This is a genomic window from Klebsiella sp. JN_Kp121, from assembly GCF_040062145.1.
Taxonomy (GTDB): domain Bacteria; phylum Pseudomonadota; class Gammaproteobacteria; order Enterobacterales; family Enterobacteriaceae; genus Klebsiella; species Klebsiella aerogenes.
The window spans coordinates 666,661-687,527 of sequence record NZ_JBEAHX010000002.1; the positions used below are offsets into that span (position 1 = coordinate 666,661).

Annotated in this window: 20 protein-coding genes and 1 pseudogene; 13 read left to right on the forward strand and 8 right to left on the reverse strand. The window is 54.2% G+C overall.

All coding sequences use genetic code 11. The features are described 5' to 3' along the window. Positions 1-165 precede the first annotated feature (165 nt). Together ABLU86_RS05785 and yncL are read right to left on the reverse strand one after the other, a co-directional pair. Positions 166-288: a small membrane protein gene (locus ABLU86_RS05785; RefSeq protein ID WP_015366410.1), complete on the reverse strand. Its 123-nt coding sequence runs from the start codon at positions 286-288 to the stop codon at positions 166-168. Between the two features lie 787 nt (positions 289-1,075). Further along, positions 1,076-1,168, reverse strand: coding sequence for a stress response membrane protein YncL (gene yncL, locus ABLU86_RS05790; protein ID WP_015705556.1), 93 nt, complete (start codon positions 1,166-1,168; stop codon positions 1,076-1,078). 190 nt (positions 1,169-1,358) lie between these two features. On the opposite strand from yncL, the gene ABLU86_RS05795 reads away from it, so the two are divergent. Together ABLU86_RS05795 and ABLU86_RS05800 are read left to right on the forward strand one after the other, a co-directional pair. Further along, complete coding sequence (locus ABLU86_RS05795) at positions 1,359-1,532, forward strand: GhoT/OrtT family toxin (RefSeq protein ID WP_015366412.1); 174 nt, start codon at positions 1,359-1,361, stop codon at positions 1,530-1,532. Positions 1,533-1,607: 75 nt separating this feature from the next. Beyond that, a complete protein-coding gene (locus ABLU86_RS05800; RefSeq protein WP_348795983.1) occupies positions 1,608-2,357 on the forward strand; it encodes an alpha/beta hydrolase in 750 nt (249 codons plus the stop codon). A gap of 15 nt (positions 2,358-2,372) precedes the next feature. On the opposite strand, the gene ABLU86_RS05805 is transcribed toward ABLU86_RS05800, so the two are convergent. After that, complete coding sequence (locus ABLU86_RS05805) at positions 2,373-3,806, reverse strand: aldehyde dehydrogenase (protein WP_348795984.1); 1,434 nt, start codon at positions 3,804-3,806, stop codon at positions 2,373-2,375. Between the two features lie 294 nt (positions 3,807-4,100). On the opposite strand from ABLU86_RS05805, the gene ABLU86_RS05810 reads away from it, so the two are divergent. After that, complete coding sequence (locus ABLU86_RS05810; protein WP_348795985.1) at positions 4,101-5,699, forward strand: ABC transporter substrate-binding protein; 1,599 nt, start codon at positions 4,101-4,103, stop codon at positions 5,697-5,699. Between the two features lie 17 nt (positions 5,700-5,716). After that, a complete protein-coding gene (locus ABLU86_RS05815) occupies positions 5,717-5,950 on the forward strand; it encodes a YdcY family protein (RefSeq protein WP_045366186.1) in 234 nt (77 codons plus the stop codon). An 8-nt stretch (positions 5,951-5,958) separates the two neighbouring features. Here ABLU86_RS05815 and ABLU86_RS05820 read toward each other — a convergent pair whose 3' ends face one another. Together ABLU86_RS05820 and ABLU86_RS05825 are read right to left on the reverse strand one after the other, a co-directional pair. Further along, positions 5,959-6,408, reverse strand: a complete 450-nt coding sequence (locus ABLU86_RS05820) for a DMT family transporter (protein ID WP_032708166.1) — start codon at positions 6,406-6,408, stop codon at positions 5,959-5,961. After that, positions 6,405-6,923: a GNAT family N-acetyltransferase gene (locus ABLU86_RS05825; protein ID WP_047049220.1), complete on the reverse strand. Its 519-nt coding sequence runs from the start codon at positions 6,921-6,923 to the stop codon at positions 6,405-6,407. Before ABLU86_RS05825 ends, ABLU86_RS05820 begins: the two co-directional genes overlap by 4 nt. Before the next feature lie 159 nt (positions 6,924-7,082). On the opposite strand from ABLU86_RS05825, the gene ABLU86_RS05830 reads away from it, so the two are divergent. The 3 genes from ABLU86_RS05830 to ABLU86_RS05840 all read left to right on the forward strand — a co-directional run bounded on the left by ABLU86_RS05830 (position 7,083) and on the right by ABLU86_RS05840 (position 9,205). Beyond that, positions 7,083-7,658 (forward strand): XRE family transcriptional regulator, encoded by a 576-nt coding sequence (locus ABLU86_RS05830; RefSeq protein ID WP_048228791.1) that lies wholly within the window; start codon positions 7,083-7,085, stop codon positions 7,656-7,658. A 65-nt stretch (positions 7,659-7,723) separates the two neighbouring features. After that, entirely contained in the window at positions 7,724-8,761 is a 1,038-nt protein-coding gene (locus ABLU86_RS05835; protein WP_015705549.1) for an NADP-dependent oxidoreductase, read from the forward strand. A 150-nt stretch (positions 8,762-8,911) separates the two neighbouring features. Further along, positions 8,912-9,205 carry a DUF406 domain-containing protein gene (locus ABLU86_RS05840; RefSeq protein ID WP_015705548.1) on the forward strand — a complete coding sequence of 98 codons (294 nt, stop codon included), beginning with the start codon at positions 8,912-8,914 and terminating at the stop codon, positions 9,203-9,205. A 72-nt stretch (positions 9,206-9,277) separates the two neighbouring features. Here ABLU86_RS05840 and pqqU read toward each other — a convergent pair whose 3' ends face one another. Continuing rightward, positions 9,278-11,389: a TonB-dependent receptor PqqU gene (gene pqqU / locus ABLU86_RS05845; RefSeq protein ID WP_227393923.1), complete on the reverse strand. Its 2,112-nt coding sequence runs from the start codon at positions 11,387-11,389 to the stop codon at positions 9,278-9,280. A 264-nt stretch (positions 11,390-11,653) separates the two neighbouring features. Between pqqU and ABLU86_RS05850 the strand changes: the two genes are divergently transcribed. Together ABLU86_RS05850 and ABLU86_RS05855 are read left to right on the forward strand one after the other, a co-directional pair. Beyond that, positions 11,654-12,715, forward strand: coding sequence for a YncE family protein (locus tag ABLU86_RS05850; RefSeq protein WP_015705546.1), 1,062 nt, complete (start codon positions 11,654-11,656; stop codon positions 12,713-12,715). Between the two features lie 140 nt (positions 12,716-12,855). Next, positions 12,856-13,077 (forward strand): YgdI/YgdR family lipoprotein, encoded by a 222-nt coding sequence (locus ABLU86_RS05855; protein ID WP_015366425.1) that lies wholly within the window; start codon positions 12,856-12,858, stop codon positions 13,075-13,077. 51 nt (positions 13,078-13,128) lie between these two features. On the opposite strand, the gene ansP is transcribed toward ABLU86_RS05855, so the two are convergent. Continuing rightward, on the reverse strand, positions 13,129-14,586 hold the full coding sequence (gene ansP / locus ABLU86_RS05860; protein ID WP_015366426.1) for an L-asparagine permease: 1,458 nt from the start codon (positions 14,584-14,586) through the stop codon (positions 13,129-13,131). Positions 14,587-14,773: 187 nt separating this feature from the next. Next, complete coding sequence (locus tag ABLU86_RS05865; RefSeq protein ID WP_348795986.1) at positions 14,774-15,661, reverse strand: LysR family transcriptional regulator; 888 nt, start codon at positions 15,659-15,661, stop codon at positions 14,774-14,776. 138 nt (positions 15,662-15,799) lie between these two features. Between ABLU86_RS05865 and ABLU86_RS05870 the strand changes: the two genes are divergently transcribed. The 4 genes and pseudogenes from ABLU86_RS05870 to ABLU86_RS05885 all read left to right on the forward strand — a co-directional run bounded on the left by ABLU86_RS05870 (position 15,800) and on the right by ABLU86_RS05885 (position 20,859). Next, positions 15,800-16,360, forward strand: a complete 561-nt coding sequence (locus tag ABLU86_RS05870; RefSeq protein ID WP_015366428.1) for an adenylate kinase — start codon at positions 15,800-15,802, stop codon at positions 16,358-16,360. Between the two features lie 91 nt (positions 16,361-16,451). Beyond that, the gene (locus ABLU86_RS05875) at positions 16,452-17,453 is read left to right on the forward strand and encodes an MsnO8 family LLM class oxidoreductase (RefSeq protein ID WP_015366429.1); all 1,002 of its coding nucleotides are present in this window, start codon (positions 16,452-16,454) and stop codon (positions 17,451-17,453) included. Further along, positions 17,450-18,571, forward strand: a complete 1,122-nt coding sequence (locus tag ABLU86_RS05880; RefSeq protein WP_015366430.1) for an amidohydrolase — start codon at positions 17,450-17,452, stop codon at positions 18,569-18,571. Before ABLU86_RS05875 ends, ABLU86_RS05880 begins: the two co-directional genes overlap by 4 nt. A 24-nt stretch (positions 18,572-18,595) precedes the next feature. Next, positions 18,596-20,859 (forward strand): annotated as a pseudogene (locus tag ABLU86_RS05885) (NtaA/DmoA family FMN-dependent monooxygenase). The last annotated feature ends 8 nt before the right edge of the window (positions 20,860-20,867 follow it).

Genomic DNA, 20,867 nt, shown 5'->3' on the forward strand with positions numbered 1-20,867 from the left:
TGAGAGTATTCTTATACCCCTTCAAGAGCTAAGCCATTGTGAGTGCCGGAGATAAGCGCCGGATGGGGTGTAAACCATTAAGAGTCTGTTCTTAATCATTATGAGATCCCTGCAGATTAATGCGGGGATTTTTTTTGCGAATCGCCTTTTATATCGATGCCACAATTAACGTTTGTCTTTTTTAGAAGGCAAACCCGAATGGCGGCGCTCACGAATATAAGAGAGAAGGCTGTAGATAGCTACCACCAATAAAACTAATGCTATTAATAGCGCTGCTATTCCTGACATAAGCAACCTCAAAATAAGTAAGAGAAAAAGCAAATACGTTATAACGAATAGTCATGAACCTATGCGGAAAACCGTGAATTTGCAAATAATAATTTCTATCACTTAATCGAATAAATAGCACAAATTAACAAATGAAAATGTCGAATCCGCATTACCTATATGGTTGAGGAAGTTGTTTGTTGATTATCTGCACAAGCCAATTTAAGAAAATTCTCACCCCTTAAGTCCATTGTAGCCAAATATGTATAACACCGTACGAGGAGTGTCAGATCATTTTGTTATTGCCAATAATATAAATATCCTTCCGCTGGCAAGAGGTCATAGGGCGGATAGCACTCGATGCTTTCTATACCGGAAGACAATAATTGTAGCGATAATGTTAAATTCACGGCATGGATCGTAGCAGTAGCGGTGACGGGTGTGTATGTGATTTGACTTTGTTGGGGCGCTCATGAGAAAATTTTACATAATTTGTTATTCTGAAGTTGAATTGGTTTGAAAAAGCTAGCATATCTCTTGTTACTCATCGGCGTAAGCGCAATGCTTTACGGTAATCTCCCTGCCCAGCGTATTAGTCGCTGTGAAAGCCAGGGGGCAACTGTGGGCGTTTGCGCAATGGTTGAATGGGATAGCGAAAAGCTAAATTTCTTGCCGCAATATAACCCTGAAAATCATAAGATTATCGCGGTGCTTCAGCAACAAGATGCTGGGGAACGCGCGACAATAAAATCATAAAAAAAAGCAGCCATTGAAGCTGCTTTTTTAGGTTTAGTTGCTGAAAAAATTACTAAAGCCAACCAAAACGAACGGATAACAGGCTAATAAGCGCAAGCGCTGCGCCGACATTAATCAGAATTACGGTTTTGCTGGAAACATCCATAACGCCACCTTTATGAGTAAGCCCCTACATTTATAGTCGGTCGCATAGAGTTGCGCTATCGGACAACACTGAATCGATCGTTATTCCATGGTCTTTGCAGCGGTTTGTTTTGTGAGGTATTGATCTCTGACGTCCTAAGTGGTGCGGGAGATGGCGCGCATTGCGCGACGTCTGACAGGGAAGGAAAAAAATGACTTTATACCAGAAAATGCTGGTTTTTTATGCCGTAATGGGCTGTATCTGCGCGTTGATAAGCTGGTTTTTAACTAAGGAAAGCCGTTGTATTCGCCTGCTGGCTGCGTTGCTGATTGGTGCCACCTGGCCATTCAGCTTCCCTATGGCGCTGCTGGTTTCTCTATTCTGAACAACAGAAATGGCTGGCCTAATTGTCTTGATGGCTGTATATAAATACAGTTAAAAATAATAAGGATGCCATCTGATGAACAGCTTCTATTCGCATTTAGCCGGTGCAACGGTCCGTTGGTTTGATTTCCAAGGCCAGGGGGACCCTATTGTGTTCATTCATGGGTTAGGTTGCGCCTCTTCATACGATTACCCGCCAGTGGTTTCTAACCCTATATTGAATGGGCGCCGGGCCTTACTAATTGATCTTCCAGGCTATGGTTACAGCGATAAACCGCTTCAGTTTGGCTACCGAATTGCTGACCAGGCTGCGGTCGTTGTGGAGTGGCTGAACAAATTACAGGTCAGCCGCTGCATTCTCTACGGCCATAGTATGGGGGGCAGTGTGGCTATTGAGGCAGCGCAGCGGCTGGGCAAACGCGTTGAGGCCTTAATTGTCGCCGAGCCCAATCTCTATGCCGGTGGGGGATTCTATAGCTGTAAAATCGCCGGGCAGACGGAAGATGATTTTATCGCCAACGGCTATCAGTCGATGCTGGCGGAAGAAACGTCCCCATGGAAAGGTTGCCTACAAAACAGCGCACCGTGGGCGTTATGGCGGGGAGCTACCAGCCTGGTAGTAGGCGTTTCTCCCTCGTGGTTTGAGAGTTTTATTCACCTGCAATGCCGCAAGACGCTTATCTACGGTAGTTTATCGCTACCCTCACAGGAAGCGGAAGATGTCGAAACTGCGGGTATCGCATTGGCTGTCATACCACAGGCGGGGCATTCGATGGCATGGGAAAACCCGGCCGCGCTGGCGCGCGTGATTGCCGGGTTGCTCTGAAAGCATTGCGGGAAATCAGAACGGTAATTCGCGCGGGCGAGTTTGCATGGTTATCCAGCGAAGTTCGGTGAATTCAGCGATCCCTGCGCGTCCGCCGAAGCGGCCATAGCCGGACGATTTACAGCCGCCGAAAGGCATCTGTGCTTCATCATGTACGGTAGGGCCGTTAATATGGCAAATACCGGTTTGCAGGTTCTGCGCCACATTCCAGGCGCGAGCGGTATCGCGGCTATAAACCGCTGCCGCCAGGCCGTATTCGCTCTCGTTAGCGACGGCCAGAGCCTCCTCCTCGCCGTTGACACGAATCACCGATTTGACCGGGCCAAAAGATTCTTCATGCCATATTCGCATCTCACGCGTCACGCCATCCAGCAGGGTGGCGCGCATTTGCGTTGATTCCGCCTTTCCACCGCAGAGCAAACGAGCTCCCTTGTTCAGTGCATCATCAATCAACGCGTTGCAGCGTTGTACCGTTTTCATATCGACCACCGGGCCGAGAAGCGTAGAAGGCAGCGCGGCGGCGCGTTGGCTGATTAATGCGACGAACTCATCCGCGATGCTCTCATCGACAATTATGCGTTCGGTGGACATACAAATCTGTCCGGCGTTAGCGAAAGCGCCAAAAATCGCGCCCGCCGCCGCCTGCTGAAGATCGGCATCATCCAGTACCAGTAGAGGCGCTTTGCCACCCAGCTCAAGAATTGCCGGTTTAAGGTATTCTCCACAGGTGCGGGCAATAATGCGCCCAACGGGGGTCGACCCGGTAAAATTCACGCGTCGTACGGCGGGGTGAGCGATCAGCGTTTCCACCAGCGCAGGCGCGTCGGCTGGCGAGCAGGTGAGATAATTCACCACGCCGTCGGGAAAGCCCGCCGCGGCGAGGGCATCGATGACTAAGCTATGCGTCGCGGGCGAGAGTTCCGAGCCCTTGAGAATCACCGTATTGCCGCACGCCAGCGGCGTGGCGATGGCTCTGGTGGCCAGAATCAGCGGTGCGTTCCACGGCGCCATAGCCAATACGATGCCTGCGCCCTGACGCAAGCCCATCGCCAGATTACCCGGCACATCAGAGGGAATCACTTGTCCTTCTATTTGGGTGGTTAGCGCTGCAGCTTCGCGTAAGATATCTGCCGCCAGATGCACGTTAAATCCGGCCCAGTGCGCCGTCGCGCCGGTCTCCGCCGCCATGGTAGCAATAAATTTCGCCTCTCTAAGCTGCATTTGCGCGGCGGCTTTCAGCAACAGCCGGCGACGCTCGGATGGGGCGCTGTCCCGCCATGAAGGGAATGCGGCGGCGGCCTTATCTGCACAGCAACGGGCGTCATTGAGGCTGGCCGCTGCGGCGGTAGAGGCTGTCTCGTTATTTTGCGGATGGCGACGGATAAAAGTGGCGCGGCTTTCGGCATCGTGCCAGCGGCCGCCGCTATATAAGCTGCAGGTTATAGTCATTAGCGTAACCTCATTGGTCTGCGGAGTGTCGAGTCTACCGCCATACCTCATTGCGCAGCGGCGAAAGGGCGGTTATCGCACAACTTTTTTGCAGATTTCTCAGCGGGTCACAACTTAATAAGATAATAATGACGAACAGAAAAGCGAGGACGGACACATCAGAAATAGAAGTGCCGCAAACAGCGCTAACCTTATGAGTTAAAGTGTGAATCTAATAGCGATTCATTATTTGCTGGTTGTATTACGCTGTGCTGTTATTAGTGGGCATATAACAAATTTATAAGGTTTATAACCATGTCTACAGGGAAATCACTACTTGCACTGGCACTAAGCGCACTGCTGCCAGCCGGCACCGCGTTGGCTGCGGCCAACGACACGCTGGTCTACTGTTCGGAAGCCTCGCCGGAATCCTTTAACCCGCAAATCGCCAGCTCCGGTCCTTCCTTCGTTGCCAGCTCGCAGGTGCTCTATAACCGCCTGATTACCTTTGATCCGCTTAAAAACACACCGATTCCGTCGCTGGCGACCGAATGGAAAGTGTCCCCGGATGGTAAAACCTGGACCTTTACGCTGCGTAAGGGCGTGCAGTTCAACAGCAATAAATACTTTAAGCCGACCCGCGATTTCAATGCGGATGATGTGCTGTTCTCGGTGCTGCGCCAGCAGGATCCGCAGCATCCTTATCACAACGTGTCGCAGGGCAATTATGAATATTTCCACGACGTTGGCCTTGATAAGCTGATTAAAGAAGTGAAGAAGATCGATGATTACCACGTTCAGTTTGTGCTGAGCGAGCCCAATGCGGCGTTTCTCGCCGATTGGGGGATGGACTTCGCTTCGATTCTTTCTGCTGAATATGCCGATGCAATGTTGAAAAAAGGGACGCCGGAATACGTTGACAGCTGGCCTATTGGTACCGGCCCCTATGCGCTGCAGCAGTACAAAGTGGATTCACAAATCCGCTATATCGCCAATCCGCATTATTGGGAAGGTGAGGCGCCGACTAAACATCTGATCTTCTCCATCACGCCGAACGTTGAGACTCGTCTGGCTAAGCTGCAGACCAACGAATGCCAGATCATTCCCGCGCCATCGCCGGTACAGTTCCCGGTGATTAAAGGGAATAAAGATCTGGCGTTACACGCGGTGGAGGCGTTGAACGTGGGGTATCTGGCGTTTAATACGCAAAAGAAACCGTTTGATAACGTGCTGGTACGTCAGGCGCTGAACTACGCCACCGACAAGCAGGCGATTGTGAAAGCGGTCTTCCTGGATTCCGGCAACGTGGCGAAATCGCCGATCCCGGCCAATATGCTCGGTTACAAAAAGGATTTGCCGGATTACGACTACAATCCGCAGAAAGCGAAAGCGTTACTTAAGCAGGCCGGGTTGGAGCAGGGCGCAGAAGTGACCCTGTGGTCGATGCCGGTACAGCGCCCGTATAACCCGAACTCGAAGCGTGTCGCCGAAATGATTCAGAACGACTGGAGCAAAGTCGGCATTAAAGCGAAAATCGTCAGCTATGAGTGGGGCGAATACCTTTCCGGTATGCGCAAGGGCGAGCATGATAGCGCGCTGTTTGGCTGGATGTCCGATAACGGCGATCCGGACAACTTCGCTGGTACTCTGCTCAGCTGTGATAATATCAAAACCGGCTCCAACGTAGCGCGCTGGTGCGATAAGTCCTATGACGCGCTGGTGAAAAAAGCGCTTCTGGTGAGCGATCCGCAGGCCCGCGACAAACTCTACCAACATGCTCAGGAAATTTTCTATCAGCAGGCGCCGTGGATCACGCTGGCGACGGGTAAAACTTTCTACGCCACCCGCAGCAATGTCAGTGGCTATAGCGTGAGTCTGATGGGAAGCGATTTTTCCAAAGCTAAGCTGAATTGATCGAAAAGGAGAACAGGATGGCACATCTGGACGATGTCATTGCCAGGGTCGATGACACCATTGCCGGGGGCGTGATTGCCTCTATGAACGAGCTATTGATCGCGTTAAGCGATGATGCTGAGCTGGGCCGTGAAGAGCGTTATACCCAGCAGCAGCGCCTGCGGACAGCGATAGCCCATCACGGGCGGCAACATCATGAAGATCAGGAAGCACGCCGCGAGCAGTTAACCAAAGGCGGCGAGATCCTTTAAGGATGACGTCAGAACTGGCGCCTGGCCACCAGCCAGGCGCCCACCACCAACATCACCGCCCCGCATACTGGCCCGATTAACGCCCGAATTGGTACGCCGTGGGCGCGAATCAAATCAATAACCAATCCGCCAACCAGCTGACTGGCCACCAGTACCGCAATGGTTGTCGCCGCGCCCACGTTTTGATAACCGCTAATGCTGGCGAAGACGAAAAAGGAACCCAGCAGGCCGGGAATGAGGGTCCACCACTTGATGTTCAGCGCCAGTTCCTGAAAGCCTGCCGCGCCGTGGCGCAATAGTAAAATGGTGACAAAAATAACAATTCCCACCAGCGAATTGAGCAACATGGCGATAAGAATCGTCGAGGCGGATTGGGTAATGCGGACCATCAGGGTGTTTTGCAATACCAGACCGACGCCCGCCGCTATCAGGCAGGCAAGGGTGAGCGACTGATTCATGCCTCGCCGTCCGGATCCTGGCGATCGTCGAGCTGTAGCTGCATAAAGGTCAGATCCAGCCAGCGACCGAATTTAGTTCCCACCTGCGGCATCTGCCCAGTGGTGATAAAACCCAGGGTTTCATGCAGATGTAACGAAGCATGGTTGCGGGATTCAATTCCGGCCACCATCACATGTTTACGCAGGCGCCGCGCCTCAGCGATAAGCGCGACTAACAACTTACGGCCAATCCCCTTGCCCTGATGGTCGGGATGGACATATACCGAATGTTCAACGGTATGGCGGAAACCGTCAAAAGCGCGCCAGTCGCCGAACGAGGAGTACCCGGTAATGATGCCGTTTTCTTCACTCACCAGCACTGGATAGCCGGTAATCTGCCGGGCCTCAAACCAGGCAATACGGTTATCGATATCGACGGTTTTGTCATTCCAGATGGCAGCGGTATGCAGTACGGCGTGATTATAGATTTCGGCGATCGCCGCGCAATCGTCTTTACTGGCATGGCGGATGGACATAGCAAGCCTCAAAGTCTATACACTATAGTGGTACGGTATTATTACAATAATGAACGGCAGGCTGTCATCAGTTTTACGATAAATTTTACGTGGAACGTGGCAATATCGGGGATGGCGGACAGTTGTGTAATACGGTAGTGCGCACTATATTGTTACGTCATGAATACTATAGAAGACAATCTCAACCAGCGCATTAGCGCACGCATTCGTATCGAACGCGAGTCCCGCGGCTGGTCGCTGAGCGATCTGGCTGAACGCGCAGGGGCCTCGCGGGCAATGGTGCATAAAATTGAACGTGGCGAAAGTAGCCCCACCGCGGCGATGCTGGGCCGTCTCTCCGGCGCGTTTGGCATCAGTATGTCGACGTTAATTGCGCGTGCAGAGATGCAGGAGGGCAAGCTTTTGCGCTTTGCCAACCAGCCGGTGTGGCGCGATCCACAAAGCCACTATTTGCGCCGTCACGTCTCGCCGCGAAGCGATCTGCCGATCGATTTGGTGCAAATAGAGCTGCCGGCCGGCAGCGATGTACCGATGCCTGCTTCTTCGTATGCGCTGGCGCGACAGCTCATCTGGCTACAGCAGGGTGAGTTAGTTTTTGTTGAAGGGAACACTCGCCATCAGATGCAGGCGGGGGATTGTCTGGAACTGGGGCCGCCCAACGATTGCCGGTTTATTAATGAGACCCGCGAGACTTGCGTCTATCTGGTGGTGCGCCTGAATCAATCCGGCTCATAATGTTAAAGCGCGTTAAGCATAAAACGGCTAGCCTCAGTACAGGCCGTTAACAAGAGGAGTTTGCTATGACCGCTAATCCACAACGCCATCACCGCTGGGTATTGGCTTCACGCCCGCACGGTGAACCTACCGCCGAAAATTTCAGACTGGAAGAGGGGGACCTCCCGACGCCAGGGGCGAATCAGATCCTGTTGCGGACTATTTATTTGTCGCTCGACCCTTATATGCGCGGACGGATGAGCGATGCGCCTTCTTATTCGCCACCAGTGGACATTGGCGCGGTGATGGTCGGGGGGACGGTAAGCCGCGTGGTGAGCTCTAATCACCCTGATTTTAAACCCGGTGAGTGGGTGCTTGGCTATAGCGGCTGGCAGGATTATGCGCTTTCCGATGGTAGCGATCTGGTTAAGCTCGGCGACAATCCTGAGCACCCCTCCTGGGCGCTTGGGGTGTTAGGCATGCCGGGATTTACCGCTTATATGGGGCTGCTGGACATCGGCCAGCCGAAAGCGGGCGAAACGCTGGTGGTGGCGGCGGCAACCGGCCCGGTGGGGGCAACCGTCGGGCAGATCGGCAAACTTAAGGGCTGCCGTACCGTCGGCATTGCCGGCGGCGCCGAGAAATGTCGTTATGCGGTAGAGACTTTAGGCTTCGATGTTTGTCTTGATCACCGCGCTGCGGATTTCAGCCAACAGTTGGCGCAGGCCTGCCCACAGGGCATCGATGTTTACTATGAAAACGTTGGCGGCAAAGTCTTTGATGCGGTCCTGCCGTTGTTGAATACCGCGGCGCGGGTTCCCGTGTGTGGACTGGTTAGCGGCTACAACGCCACCGCGCTGCCGGATGGACCGGATCGGCTGCCGCTGCTGATGGCGACGATCCTTAAAAAACGTATCCGTATGCAGGGCTTTATCATCGGCCAGGATTACGGCCATCGCATTGCCGAGTTTCAGCAGCAAATGGGGCGCTGGGTACAGGAAGGTAAAATCAAATACCGTGAGCAGCAGATTGACGGCCTGGCGCAGGCGCCGCAGGCGCTGATTGGCCTGCTGAAGGGAGAAAACTTCGGCAAAGTGGTGATTAACGTCGCAGCGGAGGAGTAACGTTACCGCCTTCTCTAACGCCCCCGAAGATGCGTGCGGGGGCGGTTTCGTCGCCTCTAAGCAAAAAAATGACTAATCCATACTTTTATTAATGGTTTGCTTTTCCGTGAGCGGCTTTTTATCCTTAAGGAAACTTAAGAGGTTAATGCGATGAAAGATGTAGTTGATAAATGCAGTACCAAAGGCTGCGCCATTGATGTTGGCACCATTATTGATAACGAAGACTGCGTTTACCGGGTCGAGAAACTTTTCCCTACCCGTGAAGAAGCGGAGTCTGCGGTAGCGGCCATTCGCGAACGCGCCGTTGCCGCCGCCAGCGAAACGCCGAGCGTGGATTACACGATTGAGCCGGTGGGTAATGAGGCGAAACTGGACGCGGCGGTGAATTTCTCCTGCCAGGCGGAAAAAATTATTTTCGAATTGTCCTTAAGAAGCGCGTTCTAACAGAATGTGGCGCAATAAAAAGGGATCCCAATTGGGATCCCTTTTTTTATCATTACTCATTGGGCGGCGTCATCATTCGAAACGCCAGGCGAGATTCATACCGATGCCGAAGTTACGGCCCGGCGCCGGTTCGTAATAACGACCATTGGATTCATTGACAATCACCGAGCCAACGTAGGTGCGATCGAACAGGTTATCGACGCGGCCGAACAGATCCATATCCATTTTCCCGTAGCTCCACTTATAGCCGGTGGTCAGGCCAACCACGGTCCACGATGGCGCTTTGGCTGTGTTGGCGTCGTTGGCCATAATGTCGCCCATATAACGGATATCGCTACCCGCGTACCAGCCCTGTTCCGGTTGGTAGCCGAAAGAGGCATAGCCCATATTGCGGGCAATACCCGGAATACGATTGCCGTTGCAGTCTGATGAATCGCAGACGTTTGTGCGATAGGTCGCATCGAGCCAGGTCCATGCTGCTTTTAATTTCCAGCTGTCGCCAAACTGCTGGTCGAGACCGAGTTCCACTCCCTGGCGACGGGTTTTACCGGCGTTTTTATAGCTGGTGCGGCCGCCGCTGCTGGAGTCGACCACAATCTCATTGTCAGTATCGGTCTGGAACAGCGCGGTGGTGAACAGTCCGTTGCCTATCCGCGTTTTGCTGCCGATTTCCACGGTTTCATTTGTGGAGGGTTTAAGATCGAAGTTTAATCCGCTCTGATTGCCGGAACGATACGAGAGTTCATTGATCGTCGGCGTTTCAAAACCGCGTCCGGCGGAAAGATAGATATTCCAGGCATCCGTGACGGCATACTTCAATGAACCAGCTGGTAGCCATTTGTGGTAGCTGGCATCGCCGCTATCATCGCTGTTACCCGGAGTGACGTAATAGTCGTTAGAGTCAAACCAAACGGAGCTGTAGCGGACGCCAGCATCGAATGTGAGCTTGTCCGTCAGCTGCCACTGAGTCTGCAGGTAGGGATCCAGGTTCCACATCAGATTACGTTCATTACGGCGTAGGTTGCCCTGTTCGCCGTATTGCGGCGCGCCGTTCACCAGAACGTAGTTTTCATAACCTTTACGCCGTTCGCTCATGTTTTCGTAATCAAGACCGGTGGTAAAGGTCACCGGCACCAGTAATTCGCCGCGGTGGGTCCAGCGGGTGTCGATCCCCTGGTAATGGCGAGTTAAATCGATGACGCCTCCGGAGTGTGAGGGCTTCAGCTGCGGCGCCATCGGGATTGACTGATACTGGGTAGTTTCGCGCTCGCCGGCATACATCATCACGCTGAGATCGTCCTGCTGGCTAAGCTGGCGCTCATAGCGTAAACCGGCCTGGGTCTGTTTCACCGTTTTACGCGTGTTGTATTGATCGCCGCGCGGCGACTGCTGAGGATTATTACGCCATTCATCATATGTCAATCCGCCCGGGTCGTTTGCTTTGATATCCACGCTATTGAACAGCAGCGTTAATTTACTGACGTCGTTTATACGCACGCCTAATTTGGCGTTGGCGAGATTTTTACGCGCCCCGCTATGGTCGCGTGAACCGTGGGTAGTAAAACGGTTGGTCGACACCGTGTAGTCGACATCACCTGCCTGGGTGCCGTCGCCGACGGCGCCGGTGGCCTTCAGTCCGTAATGCCAGGTGCCGAAGCTGCCGTAGTAGCTGCTGGCCTCGATGGTCGGCGGCTGGCTGCCGGTTTGGGTATTGACGTTAATGACGCCGCCGGAAGAGTTGCCATAGAGCGCGGAAAAAGGTCCGCGTAACACCTCGAGGCTATCGATACTGCCGATATCGATATTCGACGTCTGGCCCTGGCCATCGGGCATGGTGGCCGGGATACCGTCAACGTATAGCCGCAGGCCGCGGACGCCGTAGGTGGAGCGGGAACCAAAACCACGAATCGACAACTGCAAATCCTGAGCATAGTTTTGCCGGTTTTGTACCTGCAAACCGGGTACCGCGCCGAGCGATTCCGAGAGGTTAATTCGCGGGGCGGCCTGACGCATATCATCGCCGTTCACTACGCTGACGGCGGCAGGGGTATCCAGTTCGGAAATCGCGGTAGGCGTCGCCGTAACGACCATGGTTTGTTCGTCGTTCGTGCTGGCGTGCACGTTGGCGACGAGAGGGAGTAATAAAGCGGGGAGCGCGACCGTGCGCATGGCAATAATCTTCATCAAAGCGACTCGCAAAGAGAAACGTACCAAATGGAACATATGTATATATGTTACACCGTTTGTAAATTCTTTGAAAAGAATTAACTAACCGGTCGTTAACTAATAGCAAGTAAAGGTGATTCTTTTCATCAAAAAAGCCAATTAACGCTCCACATTACGATAAATAATGATTACTATTCTCATTTACAAAAGGAGTGAAGTTAACCTTCACGCTGTGGAAGCCATCTCTAACCAGCAATTAATTGTTCTATAAAGGGAATCGTTATGTCATTACGTCAGTTATCCGCGCCGCGTCTGCGTCGTTCTCTGTTATTAACGTCGTTACTGTTGGCAGGCAGCTTCAGCGCCCACGCCGCCGAGGAGCTCCTGCGTAAAGCGGTCGGTAAAGGCGCGTACGAAATGGCGTATAGCCAGCAGGAAAATGCGCTGTGGGTTGCCACCTCGCAAAGCCGCTCGCTGGATAAAGGCGGTATCGTCTATCGTCTGGATCCAACTACGCTCGACATCACCCAGGTTATTCATAACGACCTGAAACCGTTCGGCGCCACCATCAATAACACCACCCAGACGTTGTGGTTTGGCAACACCGTTGATAGCAGCGTGACCGCAATAGATGCCAAAACCAGCGCGGTGAAAGGGCGACTGGTGCTCGATGACCGTAAACGTAGTGATACCGTGCGCCCGCTGCAGCCGCGTGAGCTGGTCGTGAATGAGAAAACCAATACCGTATATATCTCCGGTCTGGGTAAAGAGAGCGTCATTTGGGTGGTGGATGGCGACAAGCTGACGCTGAAAGATACCATTGCCAATACCGGCGCGATGGCCACCGGACTGGCAATCGATGCTAACGCTAAACGTCTTTACACCACCAATGCCGATGGTGAACTACTGACTATCGATACCGATAGCAATAAGATCCTCTCGCGCAAGAAGCTGCAGGATGATGGTAAGGAGCATTTCTACCTGAACCTGAGCCTGGATACAGCCGGTCACCGTGCTTTCATTACCGACAGCAAGCAGCCGGAAGTGCTGGTGGTGGATATTCGTGACGGCAAAGTGCTGCAAAAAATCGCCGCGCCGGAATCCCTGGCGGTACTGTTTAACCCAGCACGCAACGAAGTCTACGTCACCCATCGCAAAGCGGGTGAAGTCAGCGTGATTGATGCTAAGACCTATAAGGTCGTTAAAACCTTTAAAACGCCGACTTTCCCGAATAGCCTGGCGCTGTCCGCCGATGGAAAAACGCTGTTTGTTAGCGTGAAGCAGGAGTCAACTCGTCAGAAAGAGGCCACCGCGCCGGACGACGTTATCCGCATTGCCCTGTAATCTTTCAAGGAGGGGGAGCCCCCTCCTTACTCCGGGTCTCATCCTCTGTTACAAACCGCTATTAGCCTGATTACTATAAAGGTTATACACTTACTTTTTCCCGCGCGCGGCGGGAGAGTGGTAATCATTCTGGAGAAATTATGAAAAAGCCATATATGGTGATCTGTGCGGCGGCAATGCTGGCGCTTCTGGCTGGCTGCAGCTCTAATTACGTCATGACGACAAAAAGCGGGCAAACTATCGTGACCCACGGTAAACCGCAGTTGGATAAAGAAACCGGCATGACCAGCTATATCGATGAGTCTGGCAACAAACGCGAAATCAATAGCAGCGACGTTGCTCAGCTGGTGGAAGATAATTAATTTTGCGGTGACGGTTTGCCCGCTGAGGGGCAAACCGTTATGGAGAGGCGCTTAGCGTTTTTCAACGCCCGGCGCCGTGCTGTGAACATCAGCCACGCGTTTACGTACGCCGAACCAGCCAGCAATGAGCAGCACCGCCAGCAGCGGAATGGAACCGATGGTATAGGTGCCGTTCGGGTAGTCAAAAGCCATCAACACCAGAACGCTCAGCAAGAACAACAGCGTTAGCCATGAAGTAAATGGCGCGCCCGGCATTTTAAAGCTTACATCCGCCGCTTTTCCTTCCTTGATAGCCTTACGCAGACGCATCTGGCAGATCACGATAAAGCCCCATGAGGCGATAATCCCCAATGATGCGACGTTAAGTACGATCTCAAATACCTGCGACGGTACCAGATAGTTGAGGAAGACCCCCACCACGTAGACCGCCAGCGTCGCGAGGATCCCGGCGTAAGGGACGTGATGACGGCTCATCTTTGACATAAACTTCGGCGCTGAGCCTCCCATCGACATCGAACGCAGAATTCGCCCGGTGCAGTACAGGCCTGAGTTCAGGCTGGAGAGGGCGGCAGTTAACACGACGATGTTCATCACGCTGCCGATGTACGGTACGCCGAGCTTCGAGAAGAAGGTGACAAACGGGCTTTGCCCTGCCTGATAGGCATTCCACGGCAGCAGCAGCACCAACAGCACCACGGAACCGACGTAGAACAAACCGATACGCCAGATCACGCTGTTAATCGCTTTCGGTACCATGGTTTCCGGGTCTTTACATTCGCCTGCCGCGGTACCCACCAACTCGATGGAAGCGAAGGCGAAGACGACGCCCTGAACCAGTACCAGAGCCGGCAACAGACCGTGCGGGAAGAAACCGCCGTTGTCGGTAATCAGATGGAAGCCGGTGGCATTGCCATCCAGCGGTTTGCCGGTACCGAGGAAAATCGTGCCGACAACCAGGAACGCGACGATAGCCAGTACTTTCACCAACGCGAACCAGAACTCCATCTCAGCGAACCATTTCACGCCGATCATATTCATGGTGCCGACGATCGCCAGCGCGCCAAGGGCGAAGACCCACTGCGGAACATCGCCGAAAGCGCCCCAATAGTGCATATACAAGGCGACGGCGGTGATATCGACGATACCGGTCATTGCCCAGTTGACGAAATACATCCAGCCGGCAACGTAGGCGGCTTTTTCACCGAGAAATTCGCGAGCGTAAGAGACGAAACTACCGCTGGAGGGGCGATGGAGAACCAGTTCGCCGAGGGCGCGAAGGATGAAGAAGGAGAAGATACCGCAAACCAGATAAACCAGCGCCAGCGCCGGGCCTGCCATTTGTAAACGCGCCCCGGCGCCGAGAAACAGACCGGTCCCGATGGCGCCGCCAATGGCGATCATCTGTACCTGACGGTTGCCCATTGCTTTGTGGTAACCCGATTCGTGCGAGTTGAGCCAGTGGCGTTTCGCGGCATGATGTTCCGCCGCGTCAGTGTGTTTGTTATTCATTGATGTACCCATTTTCCTGTCAATGTCCATGAGTGGTTGTCGTATCGCGCAGCGGCGATACATCGTGCTGGCTTTCTCACTATTCTGTCGTAGAGATAAATCATGCACGGCGCTGCATCCTACACGTAACGTGATAGTGACGCACGTAAAACATTTCACAACAGCACTTACTTAAATATCAATGAGTTCAATGACGCAACGCGTCGACGAGTAGCGCAAACGCAGCGGTATGCTGACGACGGCTGGGATAATACAGATGATAACCAGGGAAGGTGGGGGTCCAGGCATCGAGTACCCGTACTAAACGACCGGTAACCAGCGCCTCCTCGACGCAATCATCCGGCACATAGGCCAGGCCGAGACCAGATTCAGCGGCATCAATGCGTTGCGGTAAGCTATTCAGCGTCAGTTGACCCTCTACATAAACCTGAAAGCCTTTACCGTCATCGGTGAATTCCCAGGCGTAAATCCCGCCGCGGGTTGGTAGCCGCATATTAATACAGCGGTGCTGATCCAGTTGATAAGGCGTCTGCGGGGTGCCGTAGCGTTGTAGATAGTCGGGCGAGCCCACGACGACCATGCGCATGTCCGGGGCGATGCGCACCGCAATCATATCCTTTGCCACCTGATCGCCGAGACGAACGCCGGCGTCAAAACGGCCATCGACGATATCGGCCAGGCCGTTATTGACGGTAATTTCGATATTGATATCCGGATAACGCAACATAAATGGCTTTAATGCCGGCCACAACACCGCGCTGACGGCGTGTTCACCGGCGTTAAGGCGAATATTACCCGCCGGAAGGGCGCGGCTATCCCTCAAGGCGCCGAGCTCGCGTTCAATTTCCGTGAGATGCGGACGTAAATTCTGGAACAATTTTTCACCCGCTTCGGTGGGGGCGACGCTGCGGGTGGTACGGGTCAGCAGACGAACATCAAGCCGGGCTTCGAGGTTGCGCATCGCATGGCTCAGCGCAGATTGCGATACCCCAAGTTGGGCAGCGGCGCGGGTGAAACTGCGTTCGCGGGCGACTACCATAAACGACAGGAGATCGTTGAAGTTATCCTTTAACATGCTGTTACCGTATTTAATTTAGCGAATTCATGGCAGGAAATTGAGTCTAAACGCGGTAGACGGCTTTCGCCACAAGGATCTACGCAGCTGAAGAGAGTATATGCTGACTATCGGGAGAAAAAGGGGCTTGAAATCATCATGAAAATCAATGTGGTAGGCACTAGCGGCGTAGGGAAGTCGACACTTGCGCAACGCCTGGCGGCAGCGCTTTCTTTGCCCTACATCGAACTGGATAGGCTCTACTGGCGGCCAGAGTGGGAGGGGGCGCCGGATGAAGAGTTTTTCGCCAGCATCGCGCAGGCCACGGCCTCTGCTGGCTGGGTTCTTGATGGCAACTATAATCGCAGTCGCGCAGTCAAATGGCGTGATATTGATCTGGTGGTATGGGTAGATTATAGCTTTGTTCGCACACTATATCAGGCCATTCGCCGTGCGCTGAGTCGCGCCTGGCACCAGCAGGAGCTATGGCCGGGTACCGGTAATCGCGAAACCTTTCGTCGCACCTTCTGCAATCGTGATTCGATAATTTTGTGGACCATGAAAACGTGGCGCTCTAATCGTCAGCGCTATTTAGCGGATATGCATTCTGCGCAGTATGGTCATATCCGTTTCGTCCGTTTACGTAATCAGCGACAAACAGAGCGCTTTATTGCTGAAATTGTCCATCAGCAGGCAATGGCTGGCAGGGTGCATATCTAATTTCCGGCAGAGTACATGTGAATAAATTGTTTCTCAGTACGCGCTGCAGATTCTAATAATGCAGGCATGTTAATTAAAACGAGCCTGCGAAATGTCTTATCGAATCAGTATCCTGGATAAAAGCCCCCTTGCTCCCGGTGAAACGGCCGCTCAGGCGCTGGCGCGTACGTTAACGCTTGCGCAACAGGCAGAACGCTGGGGATATCATCGTTTCTGGATTGCCGAGCATCACAACGCGGAACAGCTGGCGAGCCCGTCGCCGGAGCTATTGATTGCCTGGATCCTCGGGCAAACCAGGCAGATCCGCGTCGGCTCCGGCGGCGTGATGCTGCAGCACTATAGCCCCTACAAAGTCGCCGAGAATTTTAATCTGCTGGCAAGCCTTGCCCCAGGGCGTGTCGATCTCGGCGTTGGCAAAGCGCCAGGCGGTTTGCCGCTTGCCACTCGCGCATTACAGCAGGGCATTCATCAGCACGAAAAGGGCAGTTTTGCTGAGCAACTTACCCAGCTTGATAACTGGCTAACGTTGACCGAAAACCAGGGCGAGGAGAGCCTGCGCGCGACCCCCATTCCACCGCGCCGTGCGGACGGTTTCCTGCTCGGCGCCAGCGTCGACAGCGCCCGTCTGGCGGCCAGTCTGGACTGGAACTTTGTTTTTGCTGCGCATCTCAATGGCGATAAAAACTTGTTGCAGGAGGTGCTGACGAACTGGCGCGAATTGAGCCGCCGCGAGGTGATCGTGGCCGTACAGGTTATCGTTGCGCAAGACGCCGCCAGCGCGGCCGATCTGGCGAAGCAGGTAGAGGTCTGGGGCGTCGAGCTGGCAAACGGTCAGCGGGTGACGGTGGGTAGTGAATCTCAGGCGGCAGCTTTTGCCCGTCAGGCAGGTAGCCCGCCGACGCGCATTGAGCGCCGCGAGTCCTCGCTGTTGTTCGGTACCGCAGAAGAGGTTAAAGCACAACTCGATGCCCTTCAGGCGCAGTGGGGCATTGATGAGTTTATTATTGATACCCCTATTGCCGAAGGGCGTGCGCGGCTGGCGTCGTTGGGATTGCTGGCGCAGGCGCATCTTGGCGCGGAGGTAACGCCATGAATTTCGAGCAACAGTTGATTAGCTGGCGGCGCGAACTGCATCAGAATCCGGAACTCTCATTACAGGAAGTGGCAACCACCGCGCGTATCCGCGACTGGTTGCAAAGCGGCGGCCTGCCGTTACTGCCTTACGAGTTAACCACCGGCGCGGTGACGGAAGTGGGCAGCGGCGATAAAATCATCGCCCTGCGCGCCGATATTGACGCGCTACCGATAGAAGAGGCCACCGGACTGCCGTACCGCTCGCAAAATCCCGGCGTCATGCATGCCTGCGGTCACGATATACATACCAGCGTGATGCTTGGCGCGGCGTTGCTGTTAAAGGAACGAGAAGCGCAACTGCCGGGGCGGGTGCGGATCCTGTTCCAGCCAGCGGAAGAGAGTTTCGGCGGCGCAAAAACGTTGATCCGCGCCGGGGCGCTTGACGGCGTATCGGCAATCTTCGGCATGCACAATGAGCCCAATTTACCCGTTGGCGAGTTTGCCACCCGCGGCGGCCCGTTTTATGCCAACGTCGATCGCTTCGTATTCAAAGTAACCGGCAAGGGGGCGCATGCCGCCCGGCCGCATGAAGGCAAAGATGCCATCCTGCTAGCGAGCCAACTGGTGACGCTGCTACAGAGCGTCGCCAGCCGCGAAGTGAATACCCTGGATTCGGTGGTGCTCAGCGTGACGCGGATCCAGGGGGGAAATACCTGGAACGTCTTGCCGGAAAGCGTAGAGCTCGAGGGAACGCTGCGCACCCACAGTAGCGAGGTGCAGCAGCGGGTTAAGGCGAGAGTCAGCGAAATCGCCGCCGGCTTCGCCAGCGCCTTCGGCGCGCAAATCGATGTCTTCTGGTACGCCGGGCCAACGGCGCTGGTCAACGATGAACAATGGGCGGCGTTCGCCAGCGCGGCGGCCGACCGCTTCGGCTACCGCACGCATCACGCCGATTTGCATCTGGGCGGCGAAGACTTTGCCGTCTATCTGCAGCATATTCCGGGTGCTTTCGTCAGCATAGGGAGCGCCAGTGAATTCGGCCTGCATCATCCGGCCTTTAATCCGGATGAAAACGTCATTGCCCCAGCCGCGCGCTATTTCGCGGATCTGGCGGAACAGGCATTACACCATATTTAATTTTTGACAGGGTAAGGGGTCACTATGTCTGAAAAACGGCAATTACGTCTGGGGACGATTTTACATGGCGCCTCAGGAAATATGTCCGCCTGGCGTCATCCGGCGGCGCTGGCGGATGCCAGTATTAATTTTGAATTTGTGAAAGAAACGGCGCAAAAAGCCGAGCAGGGGAAACTCGATTTTATTTTTGTCGCCGACGGGTTATATATTAACGAAAAATCCATCCCGCACTTTTTAAATCGTTTTGAGCCGTTAACGGTATTATCAACGCTGGCGGCGGTGACCGATCGTCTGGGGCTGGTCGGCACGCTCTCCACCTCCTATAGCGAACCGTTCACGACCGCGCGACAGTTCGCCAGCCTTGACCATTTAAGCCACGGGCGCGCTGGCTGGAACGTGGTGACGTCGCCGCTGGAAGGCTCGGCGAAAAACTTCTCTCGCGCCCAGCATCCCGATCATGCGCTGCGCTATCGCATCGCCGACGAATATCTTCAGGTGGTTAAAGGATTATGGGATTCCTGGGAAGACGGCGCTTTTGTGCGTAATAAAGAGAGCGGTCAGTTTTTTGATAAAAATAAACTGCATACGCTTAATCATCATGGCGATTTCTTTAAAGTCGCTGGTCCTTTGAATATTGCCCGCACGCCGCAGGGACGGCCCATTATTTTCCAGGCCGGCGCCTCCGATGACGGCAAAAAATTAGCCGCTCGCCACGCCGATGCCATTTTTACCCACCAGGAATCGTTAGCCGAGGCGCAGGCGTTTTATCAGGATGTCAAAAGCCAACTGGCTGCCTATCAGCGCAGTGCGGATCAACTGCATATTTTCCAGGGCGTCAGCGTAATCGTCGGTGACGACGCGGAGGATGCGGAGCGTCAATACCAGACCACGGCGGCGCTGGTCTCGATCGACGACGCGTTGAATTACCTGGGTCGTTACTTCGAGCATCATGATTTTGCGCAATATCCACTGGATGAACCCTTCCCGGATATTGGCGACCTTGGGCAAAACAGCTTCCGCAGCACCACCGATGAGATTAAACGCAATGCCCGTGAACGGGGATTAACCCTGCGCCAGGTGGCGCTGGAGGCCGCCAGCCCACGCCCGCGCTTCTCCGGCACGGCCAGCGATGTCGCCGACGGCTTACAGCTGTGGTTCGAGCAACGCGCCGCCGATGGCTTCATTATTCAGGGCGGCACGCCGGAAACCTTCCCGCGTTTCGTTGATGAAGTGGTGCCATTGCTGCAGGCGCGCGGATTGTTCCGCCGCGACTATCCAGGCACCACGCTGCGGGAAAGCCTGGGGCTGGATCTGCCCATTAACCAATTCGAAAAATAATAAAAGAGAACCGCGCTATGCAGAAATCAACGCTATTGCTGGCCTTCGCGTTGGCAATTAGCGCCCCGTCGTGGGCGCAGGACGTCAATATCAATGGCACCGGAGTTAGCCTGGAAGCCAATAAAACCCCGATTCATACGGCAAAAAATCCGCAGGCAATTGCACTGTTGCCGAAAGATCTGCACCTGGCGGTGCCGGGGAAATTTACCGTCGCGGTTGCGGCGCTAAACTCGCCGCCGCTGACGGTGTTTTCTGATGATAACAAAACGTTGCTCGGTAGCGAGGCGGATATTGCGCGTCTGGTGGCTGACAGCCTCGGCCTCGAAGTCAACGTTGTTCCGACCTCGTGGGAAGACTGGCCGCTTGGCGTCGCCTCCGGCAAATATGATGCCGCGATCAGCAATATTACCGTCACCAAAGAGCGCAAAGAGAAGTTCGATTTCGCCACTTATCGTAAAGATTCGCTGGGTTTTTACGTTAAAAGCACCAGCCCACTGAACAAGATCGACAAAGCGGAAGATATTGCCGGGCTGAAGATTATCGTCGGCTCCGGCACCAATCAGGAGGCAATCTTACTCGCATGGAATGCGGAAAACGTTAAGCGCGGGCTTAAACCGTTTATACCGGTCTACACCAAGGATGACGCCGCACAGACGCTGGCTCTGCAAACGGGCCGCGCCGATGCTTACTTTGGCCCTAACGTCATAGGCGCCTGGAAAGCGGCCCTTACTGGCAAAACCAAGCTGGTGGGCAGCGTGGACGGCGGCTGGCCGAAGGCGGCGCATATCGCGGTGACGCTGAAGAAAGGCAGCGGTCTGGTCAATGCCGTCCAGGCGGCGCTGAATGGCGCTATCGCCAGCGGCGATTATGCCAAAGTGCTCAATCGTTGGGGCGAAGGCGTGGAGAGCATTCCACAATCGGAAATTAACCCCGCCGGGCTGGGCGATTAACAGGAGGC

Excerpts from the sequence above, each read along its gene's own strand:
- ABLU86_RS05785 (WP_015366410.1), bottom strand. The coding sequence starts at position 288 with ATGTCAGGAATAGCAGCGCTATTAATAGCATTAGTTTTATTGGTGGTA.
- yncL (WP_015705556.1), bottom strand. The coding sequence starts at position 1,168 with ATGGATGTTTCCAGCAAAACCGTAATTCTGATTAATGTCGGCGCAGCG.
- ABLU86_RS05795 (WP_015366412.1), top strand. The coding sequence starts at position 1,359 with ATGACTTTATACCAGAAAATGCTGGTTTTTTATGCCGTAATGGGCTGT.
- ABLU86_RS05800 (WP_348795983.1), top strand. The coding sequence starts at position 1,608 with ATGAACAGCTTCTATTCGCATTTAGCCGGTGCAACGGTCCGTTGGTTT.
- ABLU86_RS05805 (WP_348795984.1), bottom strand. The coding sequence starts at position 3,806 with ATGACTATAACCTGCAGCTTATATAGCGGCGGCCGCTGGCACGATGCC.
- ABLU86_RS05810 (WP_348795985.1), top strand. The coding sequence starts at position 4,101 with ATGTCTACAGGGAAATCACTACTTGCACTGGCACTAAGCGCACTGCTG.
- ABLU86_RS05815 (WP_045366186.1), top strand. The coding sequence starts at position 5,717 with ATGGCACATCTGGACGATGTCATTGCCAGGGTCGATGACACCATTGCC.
- ABLU86_RS05820 (WP_032708166.1), bottom strand. The coding sequence starts at position 6,408 with ATGAATCAGTCGCTCACCCTTGCCTGCCTGATAGCGGCGGGCGTCGGT.
- ABLU86_RS05825 (WP_047049220.1), bottom strand. The coding sequence starts at position 6,923 with ATGTCCATCCGCCATGCCAGTAAAGACGATTGCGCGGCGATCGCCGAA.
- ABLU86_RS05830 (WP_048228791.1), top strand. The coding sequence starts at position 7,083 with ATGAATACTATAGAAGACAATCTCAACCAGCGCATTAGCGCACGCATT.
- ABLU86_RS05835 (WP_015705549.1), top strand. The coding sequence starts at position 7,724 with ATGACCGCTAATCCACAACGCCATCACCGCTGGGTATTGGCTTCACGC.
- ABLU86_RS05840 (WP_015705548.1), top strand. The coding sequence starts at position 8,912 with ATGAAAGATGTAGTTGATAAATGCAGTACCAAAGGCTGCGCCATTGAT.
- pqqU (WP_227393923.1), bottom strand. The coding sequence starts at position 11,389 with ATGAAGATTATTGCCATGCGCACGGTCGCGCTCCCCGCTTTATTACTC.
- ABLU86_RS05850 (WP_015705546.1), top strand. The coding sequence starts at position 11,654 with ATGTCATTACGTCAGTTATCCGCGCCGCGTCTGCGTCGTTCTCTGTTA.
- ABLU86_RS05855 (WP_015366425.1), top strand. The coding sequence starts at position 12,856 with ATGAAAAAGCCATATATGGTGATCTGTGCGGCGGCAATGCTGGCGCTT.
- ansP (WP_015366426.1), bottom strand. The coding sequence starts at position 14,586 with ATGAATAACAAACACACTGACGCGGCGGAACATCATGCCGCGAAACGC.
- ABLU86_RS05865 (WP_348795986.1), bottom strand. The coding sequence starts at position 15,661 with ATGTTAAAGGATAACTTCAACGATCTCCTGTCGTTTATGGTAGTCGCC.
- ABLU86_RS05870 (WP_015366428.1), top strand. The coding sequence starts at position 15,800 with ATGAAAATCAATGTGGTAGGCACTAGCGGCGTAGGGAAGTCGACACTT.
- ABLU86_RS05875 (WP_015366429.1), top strand. The coding sequence starts at position 16,452 with ATGTCTTATCGAATCAGTATCCTGGATAAAAGCCCCCTTGCTCCCGGT.
- ABLU86_RS05880 (WP_015366430.1), top strand. The coding sequence starts at position 17,450 with ATGAATTTCGAGCAACAGTTGATTAGCTGGCGGCGCGAACTGCATCAG.